This is a genomic window from Microbacterium sp. cx-55, assembly GCF_021117345.1.
Classification (GTDB): domain Bacteria; phylum Actinomycetota; class Actinomycetes; order Actinomycetales; family Microbacteriaceae; genus Microbacterium.
In genome coordinates, this window is the sequence record NZ_CP088261.1 from 1300357 (window position 1) to 1322029 (window position 21673).

Sequence of the window (21673 nt, forward strand, 5' to 3'; positions counted from 1 at the left end):
TAGCCTGATGTTCGTAATGTCAACGCTCAGGAGGCCGTCATGCGGTACGGAAGCAGTCAGAAGGAGTCCACTCGCGCTCGGATCGTCGGCAAAGCGGGGGAGCGGTTCAAGACCGACGGGATCGTCGCGTCCGGCGTGTCGACGCTGATGGCCGATGCGGGGCTGACGAACGGTGCGTTCTATGTGCACTTCGCCTCGAAGGAAGACCTCGTGACTGCCGCGGTCGTCGACCAGCTTCGCGCCGAGAAAGACCGCTTCTCGAGCGTCACCGACGACTCTTCGGCGTTCGAGCGCATTGTTCGCGAGTACCTGTCGCCCGGGCACAGGGACGACCCCGCGCATGGATGCCCCACCGCGACTCTCGTTGCGGAGATCGGCCGCAGTGCCGGCGAAACGCGAAGTGCCTACACGCGCGGAGTGCTCGATAGCCTCGGACCGCTTGCCGCCAACATCGGCGACGAGGACCAAGATGGCCGAGCGGCCGCCCTGGCTATCTTGGGAGCGATGTCGGGCACGCTCCAGATTGCGCGTGCGGTCAGCGACCCCGACCTTTCCGACGCGATCTTGATCCAAGGAATCCGGAATGTTCTTTCTCTGATGCCGTGACCATACGGCGCCCGTCGCTTCAGCGGCGGCGGCGGGCGCGCCTCGCTGAGTCGACAGACATGATCGCCACCGTCAGAACGGCGAGCGTGGCCAGGGCGACGGCAATGCCCGCCACGAGAGTCGTCGTCGTTCCGGGGACGACAGCTGCCCACCGGAGCAGATAGCCCGCCAGCGCGGCGGCAGGAAATGTGAACGCCCAGAACGCCAGGCTGAACGAGGCAGACGCATACCTCGGAATCATGAAGACCTGAGTCAACACCATGAGAAAAGTGATTCCGGAGAGCAGTAACTGCACCACGTCGATTTCACCATCGCGGACTGCGAACCAGGCGAGTCCCGCCGTGATCGGCGGTGTGACGAGCACCGCCAACGTGGGAAGCATGGGAGAAGGCAAGGGTGCAGACGCGACGAGTCGGACGATGATGAGCGTGCCGATCGTGGCCCAGCAGAATGTCCCGACGCCGATCGCGCCGATGGCCAGCGCGGGGTATCCGGCGATGTTCAGGGCGATCGCTGCGATGTACGGGCCCGCGATCACAGGCAGCGCGTAGCCAGGGTGGATCTGGCTCAACTGCAGCGCGCCGCTCAACCAGAACGAGAGCATCTGCGCGGACATGGCGCCGAGTACGGCCACCCAGAGCAAGGTCAGTACCTGGACCAGCTCGGGTGCGAGGTACGTCGCGTAGTGGCTCGTGAGCAGCAGTCCGACGACCGGAACGTATGCCGGGAATGGACCGGTCGTCGGATGGCGAACGTCCGCGCGCAGATCCCGCAGTCGCTGCCGTGTCACCGGCAGTCGTGCCATCAGTACGGCGAGCCACCAGGCCGCCGATGCCGCGAACATCACCTCGGCTATGGCCGGCGACACGCCGAAGAGTTCTCCTGCGCCTGCCCAGACGCTGCCCAGGCCCGCGAGGCCCAGCGCGATTCCCAGGGTTGAGTAGCTCAACCGCCGTGGGTCCTGGGCGGGCGCGCTCTTAGGTGAGGCAAGGGGTTCGGTGTTCACCGGAGGGTTCCGCTCTTTCGATGCTGTTCGTTGCGTGGGGGATGGGGTCTTTGACCGGAGGCGCGGCGTCCTGCTTAGAAACGCGCCTTCTGGAACGCGGGAACGGCTTCCCTGAGTGACAGCCCGAGATTCGCGAGCTTGTCTTTCACCTCATCGACGGATCTCTGGCCGAAGTTGCGGATCCTCATGAGCTGCTCCTCAGACCGAGTGACCAGTTCCGCGACCGTGTGGATGCCGTCTCGTTTGAGGCAATTGAATGATCGGACGGTGAGATCGAGCTCTTCGATCAGTACGGAGGGCTCGGTCATGACCGTCAGATCGGGCGTCGGACCGAGGCTGACGCCGTCAGCCTCGCCGTTGAGATCGTGCACCAAGCCGAACAGCTCGGTGAGGGTTCGGCCGGCCGAGGCCAGGGCGTCGCGCGGAGAGATGGACGCCTTGGACTCGACATTCAGGATGAGTCTGTCGAAGTCCGTTCGATCGCCCGCACGAATCGCCTCCACGCGGTACGCGACTTTCTGTACCGGCGAGTAGATCGAGTCGATGGGAATCTGGCCGGCCTCGGCATAATCGTTTCTGTTCTGTGATGCCGAGACGTACCCGCGGCCGCGCTCGATGGTCATCTCCATTTCGAACGTCGCGGTGTCGTTGAGGGTTGCGATGACCAGTTCGGGATTGTGCACGACGATGCCCGCGGGAGACGAGATGTCCGCGGCGGTCATCGGGCCGAAGCCGGTCTTGCGCAGGTACGCCCGAACCGGCTCGTCATGCTCACTGGAAACGACGAGTTGCTTGATGTTCATCACGATCTCGGTGACGTCCTCGCGTACGCCGGGGATGGTGCTGAACTCGTGGAGTACCCCGACGACGTGAATGCTGGTGACGGCCGCGCCCGGGATCGAGGAGAGCAAGGTTCGGCGCAGCGCGTTGCCGATCGTGTAACCGAAGCCAGGCTCGAGCGGCCCGACGACGAAGTGCGACCGAGTCTCGGAGACCCGCTCCTCGGTGAGTTCGGGCCGCTGTGCAAGGGGCATGCAGAATCCTTTCGACTGAGCGCTTCAGGGGAGGCGCGCGCTGCGCTGTTCGGGTCAGGCGGCAGTCGCGAGCGTGTTCACGACAGTGACCAGGCGTGTCACGTCGCCGGGTTGAGTGAGGCCGGCGCGAGCCCGAACTCGAAGCCCCGTGGCTGCGTCTTGCGCAAAGTGCGCAATCTCCACCGCTCGTGATTTCGGCGTTGCGGTGAATCGGCAGATCTGAGCCGCGATCCGTGCCCGTCCTCGTGCCATATGTCCGTCGAGAATCGCGCCAATCTCCGCATCATCCGCCGGCGTCGCGGCTGCGGCTGCGGTCGCAAAGCAGCCTCGCGGGTGAGCGTCGTTGCCGGGCGGCGGTGCCAGCAGCGCGCTCAGCGCCTCATTCAGGGAGGTAGCGACGGACACGGCGTGATCGCGCGCGGCGTCAGTGGAGTCGATGTAACGGCGCAATGCCGCGACGTAGAGCTGGCGTTTGTCGCCAAACGTGTCGTACATACTGCGCTTGCCGATCCCCATGCGGGTGCTCAGCTCGGCTGTCGATGATCCCTCGAACCCGTGGTCCCAGAACACCAACATCGCCTGTTCCAGCGCATCGGCCGGGTTGAACTCTTTGTGTCGAGACATGGTTTCCTCCGCTTGCATCGCCCACGAGAACGATTATTGCACCGAACGTTCTCAAAAAGGCCGTCGCCTCGGTGGGCGCCGCCGTTGCGGAGCTGCGCCGGTGTGCCTACCCGATGAGCGGGCCGCCGCGCTTCCAGTAGCCGAGGAACGACACGCGCTCCTTCGCGATGCCGACCTCGCTGACCAGGTACCGTCGGACGGCCGTCGTCGCCCCCGCCTCCCCGGCGATCCAGGCGTAGAAGCCGTCATCTTCACGGGCGGTCGCACCGTGCTCCGCACCCCATTCCCGCACGGCCGCGTCCACCGACGGTGATCCGTGGTGCAGGAGCCGCAGCCGGACGTGCGCGGGGACGCCGGCCGACACCACGTCGTCGGCGGGATCCGCGCACTCGAGGATCACGTCTGCATCCGCATCCACCGGCAACGAATCCAGGATGCCGCGCACCGCGGGGAAGGCCGTCTCGTCGGCGATCAGCAGAAACCGGCGGGCGTCGCCGGGCTGCCAGTGCAGGCCGTATCCGGTCCATCCCATCCGCGAGTCCGGGCCGTTGATGACGACGCGATCACCCGGAACGGCCGCCGCAGCCCACGCGGATGCTGGCCCCGCCGGCTCGTGCAGGAAGAAATCCACATCGATCTCGCCCTCGTCGGGCCGGATCGCGGCCGGCGTGTACGTCCGCAGCACGTTCCGCTCGTCTTCCGGCAGAGCCCGCCACCGGGCGTACCAGTCGGACGGATGCGGAGTCGGCTCGTCGAGCAGACCGAAATCGGCGAAGCGGCCACCGGGCAGCGGCAGCACGAGCTTGATGCGCTGATCCCGGCCCCAGGCGGCGAAATGACGGAGGCTCTCGCCCGCCAGCGTCACCCGCACGAAGCGCGGGCTGAGCATCACGCGCGCACGCACCTCGACCGGGAACGCACTGTAGGCCCAGGGGTGATCCACCGGCGCAGAAGCCGTCTCGCCCGCCGTCATGAGCGGACCCGGGTAGGCGCCGACCCCCGCAGCGGCACCACGAGCGGGCCGCCCGTGACGGGGTCGCGGATCACCACGTTCGCCAGCCCGAACACCTCGTGCACGCGCTCGCTCGTGATGACCTCTTCCGGCGGCCCCTCGGCGACGATACGACCGTCGCGCATGGCGATGATGTGCGTCGCGTACCGGGCCGCGTGGTTGAGGTCATGCAGCACGGCGACCAGCGTGCGCCCCTCCGCGTTCAGCGCGGCGAACAGTTCCATGAGTTCGACCTGGTGGGCGACGTCGAGGAACGTGGTCGGTTCGTCGAGCAGCAGCAGGTCCGTCTCCTGCGCGAGCACCATCGCCACCCACACGCGTTGCCGTTGCCCGCCGGAGAGCGCATCGACGGGCCGCGATGCGAGGTCGGAGGTGCCGGTCGCCGCCAACGCTCCTGTCACGGCGCGCTCGTCGGCCTCCGACCACTGCCGCACCAGGTTCTGGTGCGGGTACCGGCCGCGGGCGACGAGGTCGGCGACCGTGATGCCGTCCGGCGCCGACGCGCTCTGCGGAAGCAGACCGAGCCGGCGGGCGACCTCTTTGGCCGGATACGAACCGATCGCCTGGCCGTCGAGGACGACGCGACCGCTCGACGGGGCGAGCAACCGCGAGAGACCGCGCAGGAGCGTCGACTTTCCGCATGCGTTCGGCCCGATGATGACCGTGAAGCCGCCCGGCGGCACCGACACCGACAGGTCGTGAACGATCTCGGTGCGGTCGTACGACAGGCTGATCGCCTCGGCCGACAGGCGCGAGGTCGGTGCGGTGAAGGATTCAGACACGGCGGCGGATCTCCCAGATGATCATGAGGACGAGGTAGGCGCCGCCGACCGACACGGTGACGACGCCGACGGGCAGAGCGGTGGGCAGCACGTGCTGCGCGATGAGGTCTGCGCCGAGCAGCAGCACCCCGCCGAACAGGCCCGACAGCACGAGCGAGAGATGCGGCGTGCGAGCGATGAGCCGTGCGACCTGCGGGGCCGCGAGCGCGACGAACGCGACCGGACCGGCGACCGTGGTCGCCGCAGCGACGAGGACGACGCCGATGAGCAGCGACGCGGCGCGGATCGCCGACGGCCGCACACCCGTCGACGCGGCCATGTCGTCGCCGAGTTCGAGCTGCCGAAGGCGAGGCACGAGCATGATCGCGGCCACGACGAACGGAAGAGCGCACAGGAGCGCGCCGAGAAGCGGACCCGCGGTGACGCCGTTCAGCGACCCCGTTCCCCAGGCGGACGCGAACATCGCGGTCTCGAGCTCGATCTGCAGCAGCATCCACGTGTTCAGCGACGCGAGCATCGCGGAGACACCGATGCCGACGACGATGAGACGGAAGCCCTGCATCCCGCCCCGCGCGGAGAGCAGCCAGATGAGCGCCGCGGTCACGAAGCCCCCGAGCAGCGACCCCGCGATGAGGGCGCTCCCGCTGCTCGAGACGAACACCAGCGCGAGCAGCATCCCCGTGAAGGCGCCGTTGGAGAGACCCAGGACGTCGGGACTGGCGAGCGGATTGCGGGTCACGGTCTGGAAGAGCGCCCCCGCGATGCCGAGGAGGATGCCGACGGTGATCGCGGCGAGAGCCCGCGGCAGCCGCCAGTCGAGCACGACCGTCCGGTCCATCGCCCCGCCTCCGCCGGTGAGCGCGCGGATCACCTCCGGCGGCGTGAGCGGATAGGTGCCGAGCCCGAGCGCGAGAACGCCGAGCACGCACAACGCCGCGACGGCTGCGAGCCCGACGACGATGCTGCGCGCGCGCACCGGCATCCGCAGCGGACCAATGCGCAGCAGCACGCGTCGGTAACCGACTCCGGATGCGGCGGGCGCGGTCATAGCGCACTCACGCGGCGACGACGGGCGAGGAGGATCAGCACCGGCGCGCCGACGAACGCCGCCACGATCCCCACCGGCACCTCGGCCGGAGCGATGATGATGCGGCCGAGCACGTCGGCGAGCAGAAGGACGACGGGTGCCAGCACGGCGGACAGCGGCAGGATCAGCCGCTGATCGACTCCGAACGTCCACCGGATCACGTGCGGCACCATCAGTCCGAGGAACGAGATCGGGCCGGCGAGCGCCGTGGCGGCGCCCGCGAGGAGCGTGACCGCGACGATGACACCGATCCGGATGCCGACGATGTTCGCCCCCTGCGCCCGGGCGACGTCCTCGCCGAGCCCGACCGCGTTCAACCCCGGCGCGAGAACCATCGCGAGAACCAATCCCGCGACGACGAACGGAACCACCGGGACGATGACGTCGAACCCGCGTCCGAGAAGGGATCCGGCGTTCCAGCTACGCATCGAATCGAACGCATCCGGGTCGCTGAGCGCCAGTCCCGTCGTGATGCCCGAGAGGACGGCGCCGAGCGCGACACCGGCGAGCGTCAACCGCAGGGGATCGGCCGAGCCCCGCCCGGACGATCCGATGAGATAAACCGCGACGGTCACGATGAGCGCGCCGAGGAACGCGAGCCACACGAACTGCGACACATCCCGGAGGCCCAGGAAGCTCACGCCGAGAGCGACCGCGAGTGCGGCCCCCGCATTCACGCCGAGGATGCCGGGGTCGGCGAGCGGGTTGCGTGTGAATGCCTGGATGAGGGCACCGGCGACCCCGAGGGCGGAGCCGGCGACCAGACCCGCCAGCGTGCGCGGGACGCGCAGATCGAACACGACGTAGTCGGTCTCCGGACTGCCCTCACCCCGCAGCGTTCTCCACACCGCATCCAGCGACAGCGGATTGGCGCCGACCGCGAGCGAGAGCGCGACGGCGAGCGAGAGCACGGCCAGGAGGATCCACGTCCCCCCGACCGCGCGCACTCTGCCCTGCGTGACGCGCGCTCGGCCGTCGGTGACGCGCGCTCGGCCGTCGGCGCGGGTGGCTGTCACCGACGTGCGGCGAGGAACGCCTCGATGTCATCCAGCACGGCCTGAGCGCCCTTCGGGCCGACGCCCGACACCCAGTAGCTCGTGTCGACCAACGTCACCGAGGGGAAGGCATCCGCGTTCTGAGCGATGGCGGCAGGGATCTCCGCATCGTCATCCACGTCGGTCGCGGTGATGAACACGTGGTCGGCGCGGGCGGAGAGCACGTTCTCCGGCGAGATATCGGCCTGCAGCCCGTCTGCCCAGTCCTGCTCGGGGATGGTGAACCCGACGCACTCGAGAAGGCTTCCCGCGAACGACACCGGCCCGTAGAGGCTGAGGGTCGTTTCATCGCGGGGCCGGATGAGCTGGGCCGTCTGGCCGTCGACCATGTATTCGTCGGCCAGCGATGCGCAGCGCTCGTCGACTGCCGACAGCAGGTCGGAGACCTCGTCCTGCCGGTTGAGGGCCTCGCCGATGAGCTCGGCGTTGTCGCGCCAGGGGTCTGCCTGCGTCGCGATGAACACCGTCGGGGCGATGGACGAGAGCTGGTCGTAGAGCTCGGAGTGCCGGGCCTCGGTGCCGAGAATGAGGTCGGGCTGCAACGCCGCGATCGCCTCGAGGTCGGGCTCGGGCACGGTCCCCACCGCCTCCACTCCGTCGACATCGAGGTACGCCGGGGTTCCCGCGACGTTGCTCGCGACGGCCGCGCCGACGGGCACGATGCCGACGGCGACCGCCGTATCGAGCTCGAGCGGCTCGAGGACGATGACGCGCTGCGGATCGTCGGGTACGGCGGTCGTGCCGCGAGCGTGCTCGACGTCGTGGGTGCCGGAGGACTCGGATGCCGCACCTTCTTCCGAGGGCGATGCGGAGGCGCATCCGGAGAGCAGGAGCAGAGCGCAGGCCGAGGCGGCGAGAAGCGCGCGGGAGCGGCGGCGGGCGCGTGAAGGCATGACGGATCGTCTTTCTGAGAGGGGGATGGCTCAGCTACGAAAGCGTAGTAAGGCGACCCTAACATTCTCGATCTTCGCGCGCGGAACCCGGCGATGACCGCCGCGCTCAGAGTCGCGCGGGGAAGGCGTGACGCCGTCCGTAGAAGGTCAGCGCGAGCGCGATGGTCCCGAAGACGATCATCACGACCGTGAGCACGAGACCGTCGAACGGGCCCAGCAGAACCGCGCCCAGGATTCCGGCCGTGAAGATCGCGAGGTTGAACGCGACCGGTAGGAACGAGTTCGTGACATCCGAATCGTCTCCTCCCGCCGTGGTCAGTGCGCCCTGCAGCTGCGCGGAGGCGCCACCGAACGTCATGCCCCACAGCACCGTCGCGACGACGACGGCGGGAGTCCACGCATGGCCGACCAGCAGCACGACCGCAGCGGCGATGAACAGCACGAGGCTGCCGTGCAGCAGCGGGCGCGGATGGTGATCCAACAACGCCCCGACGATGACGATGCCGACGACGGAAGACAACCCGAAGACGAGCAACTCGACGTCGGGGGTGAGCGCGGTGCTCGCTGCCCGCAGATAGGGCGAGATGAACGTGTAGATGGTGTTGTGCGCGAGCATCCACGTGAAGATGACCGCCAGGATCACGGCGATACCGGGGATGCGGATCACCCGCCCGAGGGGGAGTCGAGATCGTGAGGCCTGGCCCGGGGCGGGTGGCGCGATCACGGCGATCACACCGCCCGCGGCGACCGCGACCGCCGTCAGACCGGCGAACGCCCAGCGCCAGTCGAACGTCATCCCGATCCAGGAGCCCAGCGGCGTGCCCAGAGCGAATCCGAGCGGCGCGCCCACGGAGACGATGGCCAGTGAGAGGCCGGCGCGAGACGGCGGGCTGATCTTCCTCCCGTATGCCGCGAGCATGCCCCAGATGACCCCGGAGAACGCGCCCGCGACGAACCGGGACGCGAGGGAGAGGACGATGTCGCTCGAGATCGCCGTGACGGTGTTCGCGACGATCAGACCGATCAGCGTTCCGAGCAGGAGCGGTTTGCGTGCGACGCCGCGTGTCAGAGTGATCGCCGGGATCGTGACGATGACCGTCCCGAGGGCGTACGCGCTGACGAAGAGACCGATGACGCCTTCCCCGGTGCCGAGACCGGCGGCGATCTGGGGCAGCAGGCCCGCCGGCATCGTCTCCATCGCGACCAGCACGAAGCCGATGCACGCGAGGCCCACGAGGGTCGCCCAGGGGAGCCGGCGGGGGACTCGGGTCGAGGCGGACGGCGGAGAGGAGGTCGTGGTCGCTGTCATGGTGCGATCCAGTCAACGCGTGCCGCTCCGCGCGGGGGAGACCCCTTCAGGGGGTGTACCCGGAGAGCACCCCATTACGGGCACGCTCGCCGTACTGTCGTCGGCATGGACAACAACTCCGAGGTGCGTGAGTTCCTCATGTCCCGTCGCGCCAAGGTCTCACCGGAGCAGGTGGGGCTGCCGGCCGGACCGAATCGTCGCGTCGCCGGTCTCCGCCGAACGGAGGTCGCCGTCCTCGCGGGCGTCAGTGTCGAGTACTACGCCAAACTCGAACGCGGCGCGATCGGCGGGGCATCGTCGTCGGTGCTCGACGCGATCGCCGCTGCGCTGCAGCTCGATGACACCGAGCGCACGCACCTGTTCGATCTGGCCCGCGCCGCCGACGGCATTCCGGCGTCGGGGCGTCCGCGACGACGTGCCGCGCGATCGGCCGCCCCGCGGTCGAGTCTGCAGTGGGTTCTCGGCACGATCACGACCGGCGTGGCGTTCGTCCGCAACTCCCAGCAGGATCTGCTCGCCACGAATGCGCTCGGACGCGCGTTCTACTCGCCGCTGATCGGCGACGGCGGTCGCACCCCGAACCTCGCCCGATTCCAGTTTCTCGACCCCGCTTCGCGGGATTTCTACCCGGATTGGGATGCCTTCGCGCAGATGTGCGTCGCGATCATGCGCACCGAGGCAGGCCGCGACCCGCACGACAAAGGACTGCACGACCTCGTCGGCGAGCTCGCGATGCGCAGCGACACGTTCCGACAGTTGTGGGGATCGCACGATGTGCGCACGCACGGATCGGGCACGAAGCGTTTCCACCATCCCGTGGTCGGCGAACTCGTGCTCGCGTACGAAGAACTCGTCATCACGGCCGACCCCGGCTGCATCCTCATGATCTACACCGCCGAACCCGGATCGGCGAGCGCGGAGCGCCTCGGACTGCTCGCCAGCTGGGCGGCGGCACAGTCGCACCCGCTCGACGCGGAGGCGATTAGCCTTCGAATCGATCTCGGCTGAATCAGACGTGACGCGTCTGGAACTCGTGTGTTCGGGGAGCATCGCCTTGCCGGCTCGCCTCGAGTCTCATTCTCGATCTTGTAGCGTTGGCGAGTGATTTCTCGTGATGCGTCTGGTCGTTCGCTTGATGACGTAGAGACAGCGATTCAGGCGGCGATGCTCGTCAGCGACGTTTCGGCCTTGGACCTTTTGATCTCCGACGACCTGATTTTCATCGGCCCGGATGGTAGCCAGATCAGCAAGGCCGCTGATCTGGATGCGCATCGCACAGGGACAACCCGATTCGAACGAATTGAGGAGATCGAGCGGGAGATAGTGCCCTCCGAGGCTGGTGGTCGCACGGTTCTCGTCGCTGACGTGACGATTATCGACCACGGCAAACGGATTGAAACGCGCCTACGGTGGGAACGTTCGTGGACCGTCGCTGAGGGTCTTTGGCAAGTCACTCGTGGCCGCGTTACCCCTGCGCGCTAGACCATTTCTAGGCCTCAACGTGCCCTAGTGCTCGTGCTCGTGCGCGGCGCGCTCGCCGGTCAGAACGCTGATCGGCTCCTTGCACGCGTCGCCGCGCCACGCTTCGATGCCCTCGCGGACCGCGAACACCGCGATCACGAGTGCCGCGATCGAGTCCGCCCACGCCCACCCGAAGAGGCTGTTCAGGAGCAGTCCGACGAGCAGTGCCGCCGAGAGGTAGGTGCAGATCAGGGTCTGCTTCGAGTCGGCGATCGCGGACGCCGACCCGAGTTCGCGGCCGGCGCGTCGTTCGGCCCAGCTGAGGAACGGCATGATCGCGAGGCTCACCGCGGCCAGCACGATCCCGACGGGACTGGGCTCGGGTGCCCGGTTGCCGACCAGTGAGATAACCGCATCCACACTCACGTACGCGGCGAGCCCGAAGAACGAGAGGGCGATCACACGCAGCGCGACCTTCTCGCGGGCCTCGGGGTCAGGAGACGCGAACTGCCACGCGACGGCTGCCGCGGAGAGCACCTCGACGATCGAATCCAGGCCGAACCCGATCAGGGCGGCCGATGACGCGACCGTCCCCGCCGCGAGCGCGATGACGGCTTCAACGACGTTGTACGCGATCGTGCCGGCCACGATCCAGCGGATGCGGCGTCGAAGGACCGCCGTCCGGAGGGGACTCGTCATGCGTCGCACTCGCAACCGTCGATCGTGCACGTCTCGCCGCTATCGACCGCGAGAACCACGTCGATCAGGGATTCCAGCGCTCGCGTCAGGTGTGCGTCGGCGATCTCGTACCGCGTCTGCCGTCCTTCCGGCACCGCGACGACGATGCCGCAACCGCGCAAGCAGCTGAGGTGGTTCGACACGTTCGTACGGGTGAGGTCGAGGTCGCGGGCGAGTTCGGCGGGGTGGCCGGGACCGTCCAGAAGGCGGACGAGGATCCGGGACCGCGTGGGGTCGGCCATCGCCCGCCCCAGACGGTTCATCACATCCAGACGCGAAGAAGTGGTCAGCATGCAGTGACTATACAGCCCACGCTGACGTATTTTACTTCGCCGCAGGTGCCGGAGCGGAGACCGTCGCCAGGAACCCGTCCGTCTCCCGGGCGATGGCGGGGGACTGGGTGTGATGCAGGTAGTGCTCACCGTCGAGCACGACGACGCGGCCCTGATCGACGGATGCGGCCTGGCTGCGGTGCAGGTCGAGCCACCCCTCGACGTCGCCGTTGTCGTCGGCGACGAAGAGCAGAACCGGCAGCGTTCGCGGGAACTCCGCATCCCGTACCGCCGAAAAGTTCGTGGCGGCGTGCGCCATTTCGTCGAGCATCGTCGGAGCGGTCCCGTTCTGCGTGCTCAACAGCTGCATCTGCTCGGCGGTCGCGGCGTCGAACACGCCGGGCGCCGGGTCTTCGCCGCTCAGCCAGGACAGGGCGCGAAGGATGCCGAGATCGCGGAGGGCCCCGATGCCCTCGGTCGGGATCGGCTCTTCTCCGCCGGGCTGCTGAGGCACGCTGCTGTCGATGCCGACGAAGGCGATCAGTTCGTCGGCGTACGCCGCGCTGTAGGCCAGCGCGTAGATCCCCGCGATCGAGTGGCCCATCAGCACGTACCGGTCGACCCCGAGGGCGTGGACCGCCTCGTGCACCTCCGACACGATGTTCTCCGCGGTGCGGGGGACGTCGGTCTGATCGCTCAGGCCCGTGCCGAATGGTTCGACCGCGATCACGCGGTGCGTGTCGTCGAGTCCGGCGATGAGCGGCTGGAAGTCCCGTGCCGGCGCGGCGGTGCCGAGACCCGGGAGGAGCACGATCGTCTCCGGGCCGTCGCCGCTGACGACCACGTTCATCTCTTTGCCGTCGACCGGCACGCGTTCGCCGTACGCGGTGATCGACGCGCGCTCGGACTGCGTCGCGACGAGGTTCACCACGGTCGTCGTGGTGAGAAGAAGGACGGGGAGGGCGACGACGACGGCGACCGTCACCATCGCGATCGTGAAGGGCTTTCGCATGACAACTCATCTCGGGCGCCGACCCGGCGGTCGCGTCGGCGTGCTTCCCAGCCAACCCGGGAGCGCCGGAGCGCAGAAGTGTCGCAGCGTCACGACGGGAGATGACAGATGTCACGCCATCCGGAGCGGCGTCAGCTCGGCGCCGTCACGAGTGCCGCCAGCCGTTCGAGATCCGCATCCACCATCGCGACATCGCGGGCGAACTCATCGTCGGTGAGTTCGATCTGGCGCACCGTGAAGATCACCTCGGAGCCGTCCGGATGCGGCACGACGCGCATGGGGTTCATCACCGTCGTGCCCGAGGGAAGGACGACATCGTGGTCGAGGACGCCCAGCGTGTTGCGGTCGACGAAGCGGACGCGCACGTCGCCCATGGGTGAATCGACGACGAGGTCGTCGCCGACGCGAGTAACGCTCGCTCGGGCGAGGCCCGCCGCCCACCGGGGGAGGTTATCGATGTCGGCGGCATACGCGTAGACGACCTCGGGGGCGGCCCGAACGACTCGGCTGACGTGGTGGCTCCGCATGGCGCCATTGTGGCAGCCGATGTCAGTCGATGATCCGTGCCCAGACGCGCATGTCGTCGAGAAGATCCCGCAGTCGCCCGAAGGCGGCTTCGCCCTCGGGCCCAGTGTCGCTGTGCTCGGCGGCGGTGTGCGCGACGCGCAGGGCGGCGCCGAGTCCGTCATCACCGGTCGCACCGGCGGCGAGCAGCATCCTCTCGAACGGATGCCGATAGAAACCGGACGCAGCCTTGAGCGCCGCGACGTCTCCCTGCAACGCCATGGCGCGCCGCAGGTCGAGCAGCACGACCGCGTGCCGGGCCCAGTCGGGTAGGCCCCGGAACTGCGGACTTTCCGGAAAGTCGGCGCGCTGAGAGGGACGAACGACCCAGATGAACGCCAGAGCCTCGCGACGATCACCGAACTCGCCGACCGTCGCTGCCGTCAACCGCACACGATCCGCGTCGACGAGGTGGCCCGTGCCGAGAACATCTCCGGACGCCGAGTGCACCGAGTCGAGCAGCGTCGCGATAACGGTCTGCGCCACCCGTGCGCGCGGTGCGGCAGGAGAGTCGCGATCGATGGCCTCCGCCGCCCGCAGCCGGGCACGCACCAACCGATACGCGATGCCGAGTCCCACCGGAACGAGTGCGCTCACACCGATCGCGATCGCCACCGCGGCAACGGCTCCGTTGGATACCCACTCCGGCGCGCCGCCGGCGAGGAAGGACAGGATGATGAGCACGCCGACGGTAGCGAGCAGCCAGCCGAGGCTGCTCAGCGCCGCGCGACGCAGCCGGTCACCAGGCTGCGGCCGGCCGGAGCCGTCGAAGAGATTCACTCTGGCGCGGTGAGCGACCAGAGGTGGTCGATGCCGTTCTCCACGGCCACGACAGCGACATTCTGGGTGAGGTCCGAGCGATCGAACAGCTGGGTGACGCACGCGCTCACGCCGAAGCGCTCTTCGAACCAGTGCGAAAGCGGACGCGCGGTCATCCCCTGCCAGCAGAAAAAGGTCGTCTGCTTCTTGTCACGCGCTTTGTACGTCGCCTTTTCGTCCGCGCGAATCAGATCTACGGGAAGCGCCGTGTCGATCGCGACCGCAATCGCCGCGAAGTCGGGCGTGGTCGCGGCCGGGTCCCAGAATGTCCGGATGACGAATCCCGTGCCCGAACCTCCGGGGGCTCGGAAACCGCGATACGAACCGACGTAACGCTGGTCGGCGCGGTTCCACAGGTCGAAGGCCGCCTGCGCTTGCTTTTTGGCTCCGAACACCTTCGGTTCGTCGCTGTAGGTGAGAAAAGCCTCGGGCGAACTCAGCGCGGCGGCGATCTGGGCGTGGTCGGGCATGGGGCATCCTTCGGTTCGGCGATGCGATCGAACCTCATCGTAGAGACTCGGCGCGGTGCTCAGATCACGCCTGTGGACAGGAGGATCGCCGTGGAAGACAGCGCTCTGACGGTTGCGACTCAGAACCCCGAGATCGAGTACAGCCACAAGAATCCGATCAGCGACACCAGACCGAGCGCCGCGCCCACGATCGACGTCACGAGGCTGAAGAGCGCCCAGCGAGCGCCGGGTAGTCGACTCATCCGGAATCCCTGCGCCGCGAACAGCAGCGGTACGAAAGACGCCAGCATGGAGAAGATCCAGCTGCCCCCGTCACGCGCCGTCGCGATGACGGCCCAGATCGAATATCCCGCGATCACCACGCTGAGGATCGCGCAGGCGCGGGCCGAGATCGGTTCGTTCTTTTCGGCCACGACCCGGATCCTACAGATTCGTGGGCATGCTCACGCGCCCTAGCATCGAGAGGTCATGACATCGCCCGAGGATCCGCCGCGCTCGCCACTCTGGCGACGCCTGCTCGGCAACTCCGGCGTCTGGTCGGCTGTCTGCGCGGCCGTGGCGCTGCCGTTCTTCCTCGTCGGGCAGGGGCTGGACTTCTTCCCATTTCTTCTCGCGCTCGTGGCGGGGTGGCTCGCCGGCATATGGGTCGTGAATGCGACGCTCCGGATGCGGCCCGCGTGGCGAGGTCTCCTCGTGCACGGCGTCGTCGCGCTCGTTGGTGCATCGCTCGCCGCGTGGAGTGTCGTCGGGGGAGCGGCAGGCGACGCGGGCCGATCGGCCGTGGTGCAGGGGGCGGTGCTGTTCCTCCAGCTGTGCGCGGTGACGGGGGTGTGCTGGATCTGGCTGGGTCTGCTGGTGCGTGCCCTCGCGGCGCTTCCGAACCGACACTCGACCTCCGGACGCTGACGCACGTTCAGAAGTGCATCTGCACGAATGTGCCGTATTTGATCACGAGCTCTTCCAATGGAACGCCGTCGGCGACCGCGGCGTCGATCCGGATGGTGCTGCCGGCGTTCTTCAGGATGAGGTCGTTGCCGTTCGAGAACGTCAGCGCGGTCCACGGAGAGGACCAGATCGACGCGCCGCGGGAATCTCGGACCGTGAGCCCCTCCGCATCCGCGTCTACTCCGGCCACCTGCTTCGACCCCGAGGCTGTGTACGAGGCCGGGAATTCGGTGCGGTCGTACTCGGCGAAGTACGCCGTGAATCCGACCCTGGCCGTCGGCCAGTCCGCGCGGAGGCTCCGTTTCACGGCCGACACGTGCAGCGTTCGCGTTCCGTCTTCCCCGGGCGCGGCGGGGATGGTGGCCTCTGAGCCGACCGGAAAGCGCTCTCGGAAGAGTTGCCATTGGGCTGCGTCCCCGAGTTCGGCATTCGACGACACCACGTATGGCTGATCGCCGAGATAGTCGATGCTCGCCGTCCAGACTGGGGCACCCGAGGCCCGGCGGCGGCGAGACGACACGATGCCGATCACGGCGATCAGGCCGAGGACGGCAATACCCGCCGCCAGGAAAAGCAGAATTCCTTGGTCGTCGCTCATGGCTCTCTCCTGCTTTCGTTACTCAGCGGCGATGACGGCGCCGGATCACGGTGCCGTCGGGATGAAGATCTCGACGCGGCGGTTGAGCTGGCGTCCGGCGGGATTGTCGACGCCGTCGATCTCGTTCGCCGCGACGGGACGCGATTCGCCGAAACCCTCGGCGGTCAGGCGAGTGTCGACCTGCCCCGACAGGGCATCGACGACGGCGGCCGCTCGGGATTCGGACAGTGCCTGGTTCGCCGAGTCCGAACCGATGGCATCGGTGTGGCCCGACACCTGGGCGTCGGTCACCCCGGCATCGGAGAGAACTCGAGCGACGGTCGCGAGGGTGGCTGTCGCATCCGGTCGGATGTCGCTGCTGCCGAAGTCGAACAGCACCCCGTCGCGAAAGGTGATCGTCGTCCCGCACGAGGAGAGGGGCGCGAGAGCGGCGATCGGGGGGAACACTCCGAGCTCGGGCACCGGAGCGATGGGCTCGACCTCGATCGGGACGCCGTTGACGATCCCGGTGCCGTCGCCGTAGTTCTGGATGGTGACCGTGCCGTCGGTGTAGGTTCCCGACCCGTCTCCGAAGTTCTGGATGCGGACGTCGCCATCGGTGTAGTTGCCGATGCCGTCTCCGAAGTTCTGAATCGTGGTCGAGCCGTCCGTGAAGTTTCCCGAGCCGTCTCCGAAGATCTGCACGGTCAACGAGCCGTCGGTGTAGTTGCCGACCCCGTCGCCGAAGTTCTGGATGGTCACGGTGCCGTTCGTGTACGTGCCCGATCCGTCGCCGAAGTTCTGAATCGTCACGCCGTCGATGACGGAGATGCCGGAGCCGTCGCCGAAGTTCTGCACGGTCCCGTCGGGGCCGACGTAGTTTCCGGAGCCGTCGCCGTACAGGTAGGCGGTGCCCTGCCCCGAAGGCACTCCGGCGCCGTCGCAGTGCGCCGGCTGGACGCTCACGCCGGGAACCGCCGTGAACTCCTCGCCGGTGGCGATGGTGAACGCGGATGCGGAGGTGTCGAGGAGTGAGAGGTCAGGGAGCGCGAAGAGCGGAACGGGCGGGAAGTCGCCGACGTCGTACCCCGCCACGCGAGCCACGTCCGGCCCGCTCGGAGTCGCCGACGGCAGGGCGCTGCTTTCTCGGGTCTCCGCCGGGTCGGGCGTCGCCGTGCATCCGGCCAGGAGGAGCAGGATCGCGAGCCCCGGGGCGGTCAGGGCGAGCACACGGCGGGCGGATGCGGGCATGGCGCGACGATCTCCGTTCGGTGGGGCTTCGGACTCGGCCGCGGGTCGGGAACCTCGGTGCAGAGCCTCTGCCACGGTACCGAGGTGCGCGGGGCGCGAAGGCCTGCGGCGGCGAATCTGTGGATGAGTGCGCGTCGCCCTAGGATTGCGCGGGTGACGGTCCAGACGCATCCGCTGACGGACCGGATCGATCGCCGCCGGCTGCGCGATTACCGTCGCTCCCTCCCGACGGCGGTGCGCCCGCCGTGGGCGGGGATTCTGGGACGCGCTCTCTTGCTGATCGGCTTTCCGACGGCGCTGCTCGTGACCTGGCTGACGGTCCTCGGCGACACGGTGTCGGATGATGGCGAGTGGGACTGGGCGTTGACGCTCATTCTCGTGCCCTACGCGATCCCGCCCGTCATCGGCATCGTGATGTTCGTGCGCGCGGTTCGGCGGCGGTCGGGAGTTCGCCAGTTCCGCCTGCACGATTTCGCCGAGGCGAACCGGTTCACGTACCAGCCGTATGCCCCGGCCCCGGCTCTTCCGGGCATGGTCTTCACCCGCCCGGCACAGTCCTCGTCGTTTGTTACGGATGTCCTGCGTCGGCGTTCCGGGCACGCGCTGGAGATCGGCAACCACACCTGCACCACCGGGTCCGGGAAGAACACGGCCACCCACCGCTGGGGCTACGCGGCGATCCGGCTCCCGGTTGCTCTTCCCCACATCGTGCTCGACGCCCGGGGGAACAACTCGATCGGCCGACCCGCCCTGCCGATCGCTTTCGCGCGCGACCAGCGCCTGTCGCTGGAGGGGGATTTCGATCGCCACTTCACGCTGTACTGCCCCGAGGGCTACGAGACGGACGCGCTGTATCTCTTCTCACCCGACACGATGGCGATCTTCGTCGATGACGCCGCGCGGCTGGATGTCGAACTCGTCGACGACTACCTGTTCCTCTACTTCCCCGGGCAGCTCTCGACGCTCGACCCCGAGCTCTGGCAACGCCTGCTCGCAACCACGGAAACCCTGTCGCAGCGTGTGCTGCGGTGGGAGCGTTGGCGAGACGATCGGATCCGGACCGATGCCCAGCCGTTCGTCGACAGCAGTATCGCCGGACCCGGTGCAGGGCGCGGCGTCGCGCAGCAGGGCCGACGACTGTCGGTACGGCAGGACTGGTGGTGGGTGCTGGGCGCCGCGTTCGCAGTCTTCGGTCTGGTGAATCTCGTCATCGACACGGTTTCGGGATGGCTGTCGTAGACGGCGCAAGCGACGAATCGCATCCCGTGGTTCCGGGGGCCCCGAATGTGGGGTACAGTTGACCTCGATAGGCGAACTCTCATTCGTCTCGCCCCGGCCTCGTGGTAATGGTCGGGGCTTTTTCTTTGCCCGGGCGGTGCCGGGTAGACAGCCATGACAGGATCCCACCCGTGAGCGCGGCGCCGGCGGCGACCGCGAACACCGCGAACGTGGGATCATCGCCGGGCATCTCCACGGTCACCCCGACGAACAGGATGAGGGTCGCCAGAGCCGATCCGGTGCCGAGCCAGCGCACGCCATCGCGGGGTGCACCCGCCCGCTGCACGATCTCCGGGCGAGCGCGGCGCAGCAGCATCCCGATCCCGCCGAGAATTAGGGCGGCCGCGCCCAGCGCGCCGGTGACGGCCGCGGGCGCCGCCGCGAGGTACTGCACCTCGCGAAGCTCCTGCTCGTCAGGTCCGACGAACGTGCCGGCCGGGAAATCCCACTGGACGCCCGTATCGGAGACCGTCAGATCGAACGGGTAACTGTCGTAATCGTCGCGTCGGAGCTCGAGGGTGTGCACGTCGTCGCCCGCGACTGTGCGCTGCGTTTCGGTGGTCACCGTGCCCGGATCCGGAACCCGGTCTCCGATCGGTGCGACCACCTCGGCGACCGTTCCGAACGGCACCACGGCCTCCTGCCAATCGCGCGCGCTGTCGGCGGAGCCGGTGTCTTCGGTGATCCACCCGGATGCTGTCGCCTGAGCGGCGAGTTCCGAGGAGACGCGGAATTCCACGCGCTGCGGATCGACCGCATCTCTGTTCCACTGGCCGTACGACGGCCAGTGCTCGAGGAGCGCCGCCCAGCGCACACGGTCGACCAGGTGCCCGTCCTCATCCGCGGCGAACGCAGCGGATTCCAACGTGTAGTCGATGCGCGCTTCGTGCCGGCCGCTGCGCACCTCACTCATCGTCGTGCGCATGAGCGTGGTGTCAGCATCCGGCTCGGTGACGAAGGGCACGTCTTCACCGTCGACGGTCACCCGCTCGACCACGAGTCCGAGGTCGTGACCGTCGATGCGGTCGCGCCACTGCTGGGCGAACTGCGGCACCTGCGCGGACTCCTCATCGAACGAGAGCTGGATCGTCTCGCTGACGGCGATGCGGGCGCGCCTGTCGGGCGTCCGGCTGAGTTCCGCCGACACGGCGGTCGACTCGAACGTCGTGGCCAGCGTTCCCGGCACGTCGCCGTAGTGCGTCGCGTAGTCCGGCGTTCCCGCGTACGGGTTCGGCACGAACGCCACCACGGCGATCGCCCCGGCGACGAGGAAGAAGGCGAAAGCTCGCGCGGCGAGGGCGGGCCACGTCACGAACCCGGGTGCGCGCCACCCGCGGCCCGCGGTCCGATCGCCAATCGCCTGCGTCAGAACCTCGGTCACCCGGCGCCCCGCGGCCCGCGGCGGCGCCAGCAGGACGGCGTACGGGAGCAGTCGATCGCGTGCCGTCGTGCGGCTGAGCAGATCCGTGCGCTCGGCGTACAGTCCGATCCCGCGCAGGTGCTGCACGACGAGAGCTCCCTCGCGGGTCAGCGGGCGCGCCATCAACGCGATCGCGAGCACGACCGCGGAGATCGCCGACGAGGCGATCACGAACGCGACCGGCCACCAGACGATGGCGAGCGTCGTCTGGTGCGAGAGCTGCCGGATGAGACCCCACTGGGCGAGGGTGAGCGCCAGGGGCGCCGCGATGAAGTAATCGCGGACGAAGCCGCGGGGGATCCGTCGCAGGCCGCGCCGCAGCTGCTCGCGCCGCTCGGGCATCGCCAGGTACGCGGCGAGGGCCCGCGGTGCATCGCCGACCCGGCCCGTGCGTCGGGCCGCACGAACCGCCGCGACCATCCATTCCGGCCGCGCCGCGCTCGGGCTCTGCTGCGCGGCGGTGAGTGCACCGGCCAGCTCCGCCGACCGCGGTGTGCGCAGCAGCTGCGCCGCCAGGCGCGCGGAGACACCCTTCGGCGGATCGTACTGGGCGACGTACCACGCTCGCCCGCGCTCGTCGCTCCACGCGACCGCTCGCGCGGCGAGCGCGAGAAGCAGCGTGAGGGCGAGGAGCGCAAGGGGGAGGAGCGGCCCGAACGTCTGCAGCCAGAACAACGGCGTCAGGGGCGGCATCGTGAACGTGGCGGGCGCGAAGACCAGTGTGAACCGAGCCTGCGCGTGCGGGGGAAGATTCTGATCGTTCGTGAACGCGTAGGTCACCTGACCGGGCGGGCTCCCCGCTTCCGGCTCCAGCCACTCCCCGGCGCTCATCAGGGTCCAGGCGATGGCGCCTCGCGGCGGACGCTCGAGCTGCGCATCGAGATCGTCGGGCAACGTGACGGAGACGTCGATCGACGCAACGCCCTGCGGCCACGACGGCCCGAACACGTCCCACTCGAGAAGGTCGACGGGGGCGCCGGTGGCCGCATCCGTCGTCACGTACGCGAGGTCCTGCAGCGTGTAGTCGAGGACGAACTCGTTATCACCGCTCAACCGCGTGCCGGTGCCCATCGAGAGCGTCAGTCGATCGGCGGTGGCGCTCCGCCCGACCTCGACCGGCGCGCCGTCGACCGTCGCTCGGATGTCCGACGGATCGAGCGCATGCCCCTGGTACTCGACCGCCAGCACGCGCTCGACGCCCTGCTCGTCGACATCGTCGGGGAAGAACGCCGTGATCCGTTCCTGCACCTGCGCGCGCAGGACGCCGTCCGCGTCGCGGGTGACCGTGTAGTCGACGGCGAAATCGCGGGCGATCCACCGGTCGGTCGCGTTCGAGGCGGAGGAGGTGATGTCGTCCAGCGTGAGGGGCGGGTTGATCACCGGGCCGACGAGCAGCACGAGCCCGCCAACCGCGACGAGCGCCCAGAAACCCCGGATGGTGTGCTGCAACCGGGCGCC

24 protein-coding genes are annotated in these 21673 nt (G+C 68.4%); 5 read left to right on the forward strand and 19 right to left on the reverse strand.

Features of this window, described 5'->3' with window-relative positions:
- The first annotated feature begins 39 nt into the window (after positions 1–39).
- On the forward strand, positions 40–606 hold the full coding sequence (locus LQ938_RS05985; protein WP_223721521.1) for a TetR/AcrR family transcriptional regulator: 567 nt from the start codon (positions 40–42) through the stop codon (positions 604–606).
- 19 nt (positions 607–625) lie between these two features.
- On the opposite strand, the gene LQ938_RS05990 is transcribed toward LQ938_RS05985, so the two are convergent.
- The 9 genes from LQ938_RS05990 to LQ938_RS06030 form a co-directional block, all read right to left on the reverse strand.
- Entirely contained in the window at positions 626–1555 is a 930-nt protein-coding gene (locus LQ938_RS05990; RefSeq protein WP_223721520.1) for a hypothetical protein, read from the reverse strand.
- A gap of 131 nt (positions 1556–1686) precedes the next feature.
- Positions 1687–2646: a DNA-directed RNA polymerase subunit alpha gene (locus tag LQ938_RS05995; protein ID WP_223721519.1), complete on the reverse strand. Its 960-nt coding sequence runs from the start codon at positions 2644–2646 to the stop codon at positions 1687–1689.
- A gap of 54 nt (positions 2647–2700) precedes the next feature.
- On the reverse strand, positions 2701–3270 hold the full coding sequence (locus LQ938_RS06000) for a TetR/AcrR family transcriptional regulator (protein WP_223721518.1): 570 nt from the start codon (positions 3268–3270) through the stop codon (positions 2701–2703).
- Between the two features lie 106 nt (positions 3271–3376).
- Entirely contained in the window at positions 3377–4213 is an 837-nt protein-coding gene (locus LQ938_RS06005) for a siderophore-interacting protein (protein ID WP_223721517.1), read from the reverse strand.
- A 26-nt stretch (positions 4214–4239) separates the two neighbouring features.
- Positions 4240–5064 (reverse strand): ABC transporter ATP-binding protein, encoded by an 825-nt coding sequence (locus tag LQ938_RS06010; RefSeq protein ID WP_223721516.1) that lies wholly within the window; start codon positions 5062–5064, stop codon positions 4240–4242.
- Positions 5057–6112, reverse strand: a complete 1056-nt coding sequence (locus tag LQ938_RS06015) for a FecCD family ABC transporter permease (protein WP_223721515.1) — start codon at positions 6110–6112, stop codon at positions 5057–5059. The genes LQ938_RS06010 and LQ938_RS06015 overlap by 8 nt, the downstream gene beginning before the upstream one ends.
- The gene (locus tag LQ938_RS06020) at positions 6109–7167 is read right to left on the reverse strand and encodes an iron chelate uptake ABC transporter family permease subunit (RefSeq protein ID WP_223721514.1); all 1059 of its coding nucleotides are present in this window, start codon (positions 7165–7167) and stop codon (positions 6109–6111) included. Before LQ938_RS06020 ends, LQ938_RS06015 begins: the two co-directional genes overlap by 4 nt.
- Positions 7164–8099, reverse strand: coding sequence for an ABC transporter substrate-binding protein (locus LQ938_RS06025; RefSeq protein WP_223721513.1), 936 nt, complete (start codon positions 8097–8099; stop codon positions 7164–7166). Before LQ938_RS06025 ends, LQ938_RS06020 begins: the two co-directional genes overlap by 4 nt.
- Before the next feature lie 106 nt (positions 8100–8205).
- Complete coding sequence (locus LQ938_RS06030; RefSeq protein WP_223721512.1) at positions 8206–9408, reverse strand: MFS transporter; 1203 nt, start codon at positions 9406–9408, stop codon at positions 8206–8208.
- A gap of 105 nt (positions 9409–9513) precedes the next feature.
- Here LQ938_RS06030 and LQ938_RS06035 point away from each other — a divergent pair, with 105 nt between their 5' ends.
- Complete coding sequence (locus LQ938_RS06035) at positions 9514–10416, forward strand: helix-turn-helix transcriptional regulator (protein ID WP_223721511.1); 903 nt, start codon at positions 9514–9516, stop codon at positions 10414–10416.
- Positions 10417–10509: 93 nt separating this feature from the next.
- Positions 10510–10890: a nuclear transport factor 2 family protein gene (locus tag LQ938_RS06040; protein ID WP_223721510.1), complete on the forward strand. Its 381-nt coding sequence runs from the start codon at positions 10510–10512 to the stop codon at positions 10888–10890.
- A 24-nt stretch (positions 10891–10914) separates the two neighbouring features.
- Here LQ938_RS06040 and LQ938_RS06045 read toward each other — a convergent pair whose 3' ends face one another.
- From LQ938_RS06045 to LQ938_RS06075, 7 genes are all read right to left on the reverse strand, one after another.
- Entirely contained in the window at positions 10915–11568 is a 654-nt protein-coding gene (locus LQ938_RS06045; protein WP_223721509.1) for a cation transporter, read from the reverse strand.
- Positions 11565–11900 (reverse strand): Cd(II)/Pb(II)-sensing metalloregulatory transcriptional regulator CmtR, encoded by a 336-nt coding sequence (gene cmtR / locus LQ938_RS06050; protein ID WP_223721508.1) that lies wholly within the window; start codon positions 11898–11900, stop codon positions 11565–11567. Before cmtR ends, LQ938_RS06045 begins: the two co-directional genes overlap by 4 nt.
- Positions 11901–11931: 31 nt before the next feature.
- A complete protein-coding gene (locus LQ938_RS06055) occupies positions 11932–12891 on the reverse strand; it encodes an alpha/beta fold hydrolase (protein WP_223721507.1) in 960 nt (319 codons plus the stop codon).
- Between the two features lie 131 nt (positions 12892–13022).
- Entirely contained in the window at positions 13023–13418 is a 396-nt protein-coding gene (locus tag LQ938_RS06060) for an SRPBCC family protein (RefSeq protein WP_223721506.1), read from the reverse strand.
- 22 nt (positions 13419–13440) lie between these two features.
- Positions 13441–14235, reverse strand: coding sequence for a hypothetical protein (locus tag LQ938_RS06065; RefSeq protein ID WP_223721505.1), 795 nt, complete (start codon positions 14233–14235; stop codon positions 13441–13443).
- The gene (locus LQ938_RS06070; protein WP_223721504.1) at positions 14232–14744 is read right to left on the reverse strand and encodes a hypothetical protein; all 513 of its coding nucleotides are present in this window, start codon (positions 14742–14744) and stop codon (positions 14232–14234) included. Before LQ938_RS06070 ends, LQ938_RS06065 begins: the two co-directional genes overlap by 4 nt.
- A gap of 119 nt (positions 14745–14863) precedes the next feature.
- Complete coding sequence (locus LQ938_RS06075; RefSeq protein WP_223721503.1) at positions 14864–15157, reverse strand: hypothetical protein; 294 nt, start codon at positions 15155–15157, stop codon at positions 14864–14866.
- A gap of 55 nt (positions 15158–15212) precedes the next feature.
- Between LQ938_RS06075 and LQ938_RS06080 the strand changes: the two genes are divergently transcribed.
- The gene (locus LQ938_RS06080) at positions 15213–15650 is read left to right on the forward strand and encodes a hypothetical protein (RefSeq protein ID WP_223721502.1); all 438 of its coding nucleotides are present in this window, start codon (positions 15213–15215) and stop codon (positions 15648–15650) included.
- A gap of 7 nt (positions 15651–15657) precedes the next feature.
- On the opposite strand, the gene LQ938_RS06085 is transcribed toward LQ938_RS06080, so the two are convergent.
- On the reverse strand, positions 15658–16287 hold the full coding sequence (locus LQ938_RS06085) for a hypothetical protein (RefSeq protein ID WP_223721501.1): 630 nt from the start codon (positions 16285–16287) through the stop codon (positions 15658–15660).
- Positions 16288–16332: 45 nt separating this feature from the next.
- Positions 16333–17517, reverse strand: a complete 1185-nt coding sequence (locus LQ938_RS06090) for an OmpA family protein (protein WP_223721500.1) — start codon at positions 17515–17517, stop codon at positions 16333–16335.
- A gap of 153 nt (positions 17518–17670) precedes the next feature.
- On the opposite strand from LQ938_RS06090, the gene LQ938_RS06095 reads away from it, so the two are divergent.
- On the forward strand, positions 17671–18756 hold the full coding sequence (locus LQ938_RS06095; RefSeq protein WP_223721499.1) for a hypothetical protein: 1086 nt from the start codon (positions 17671–17673) through the stop codon (positions 18754–18756).
- A 79-nt stretch (positions 18757–18835) separates the two neighbouring features.
- Here LQ938_RS06095 and LQ938_RS06100 read toward each other — a convergent pair whose 3' ends face one another.
- Positions 18836–21664, reverse strand: coding sequence for a DUF2207 domain-containing protein (locus tag LQ938_RS06100; protein ID WP_223721498.1), 2829 nt, complete (start codon positions 21662–21664; stop codon positions 18836–18838).
- Between the last annotated feature and the right edge of the window lie 9 nt (positions 21665–21673).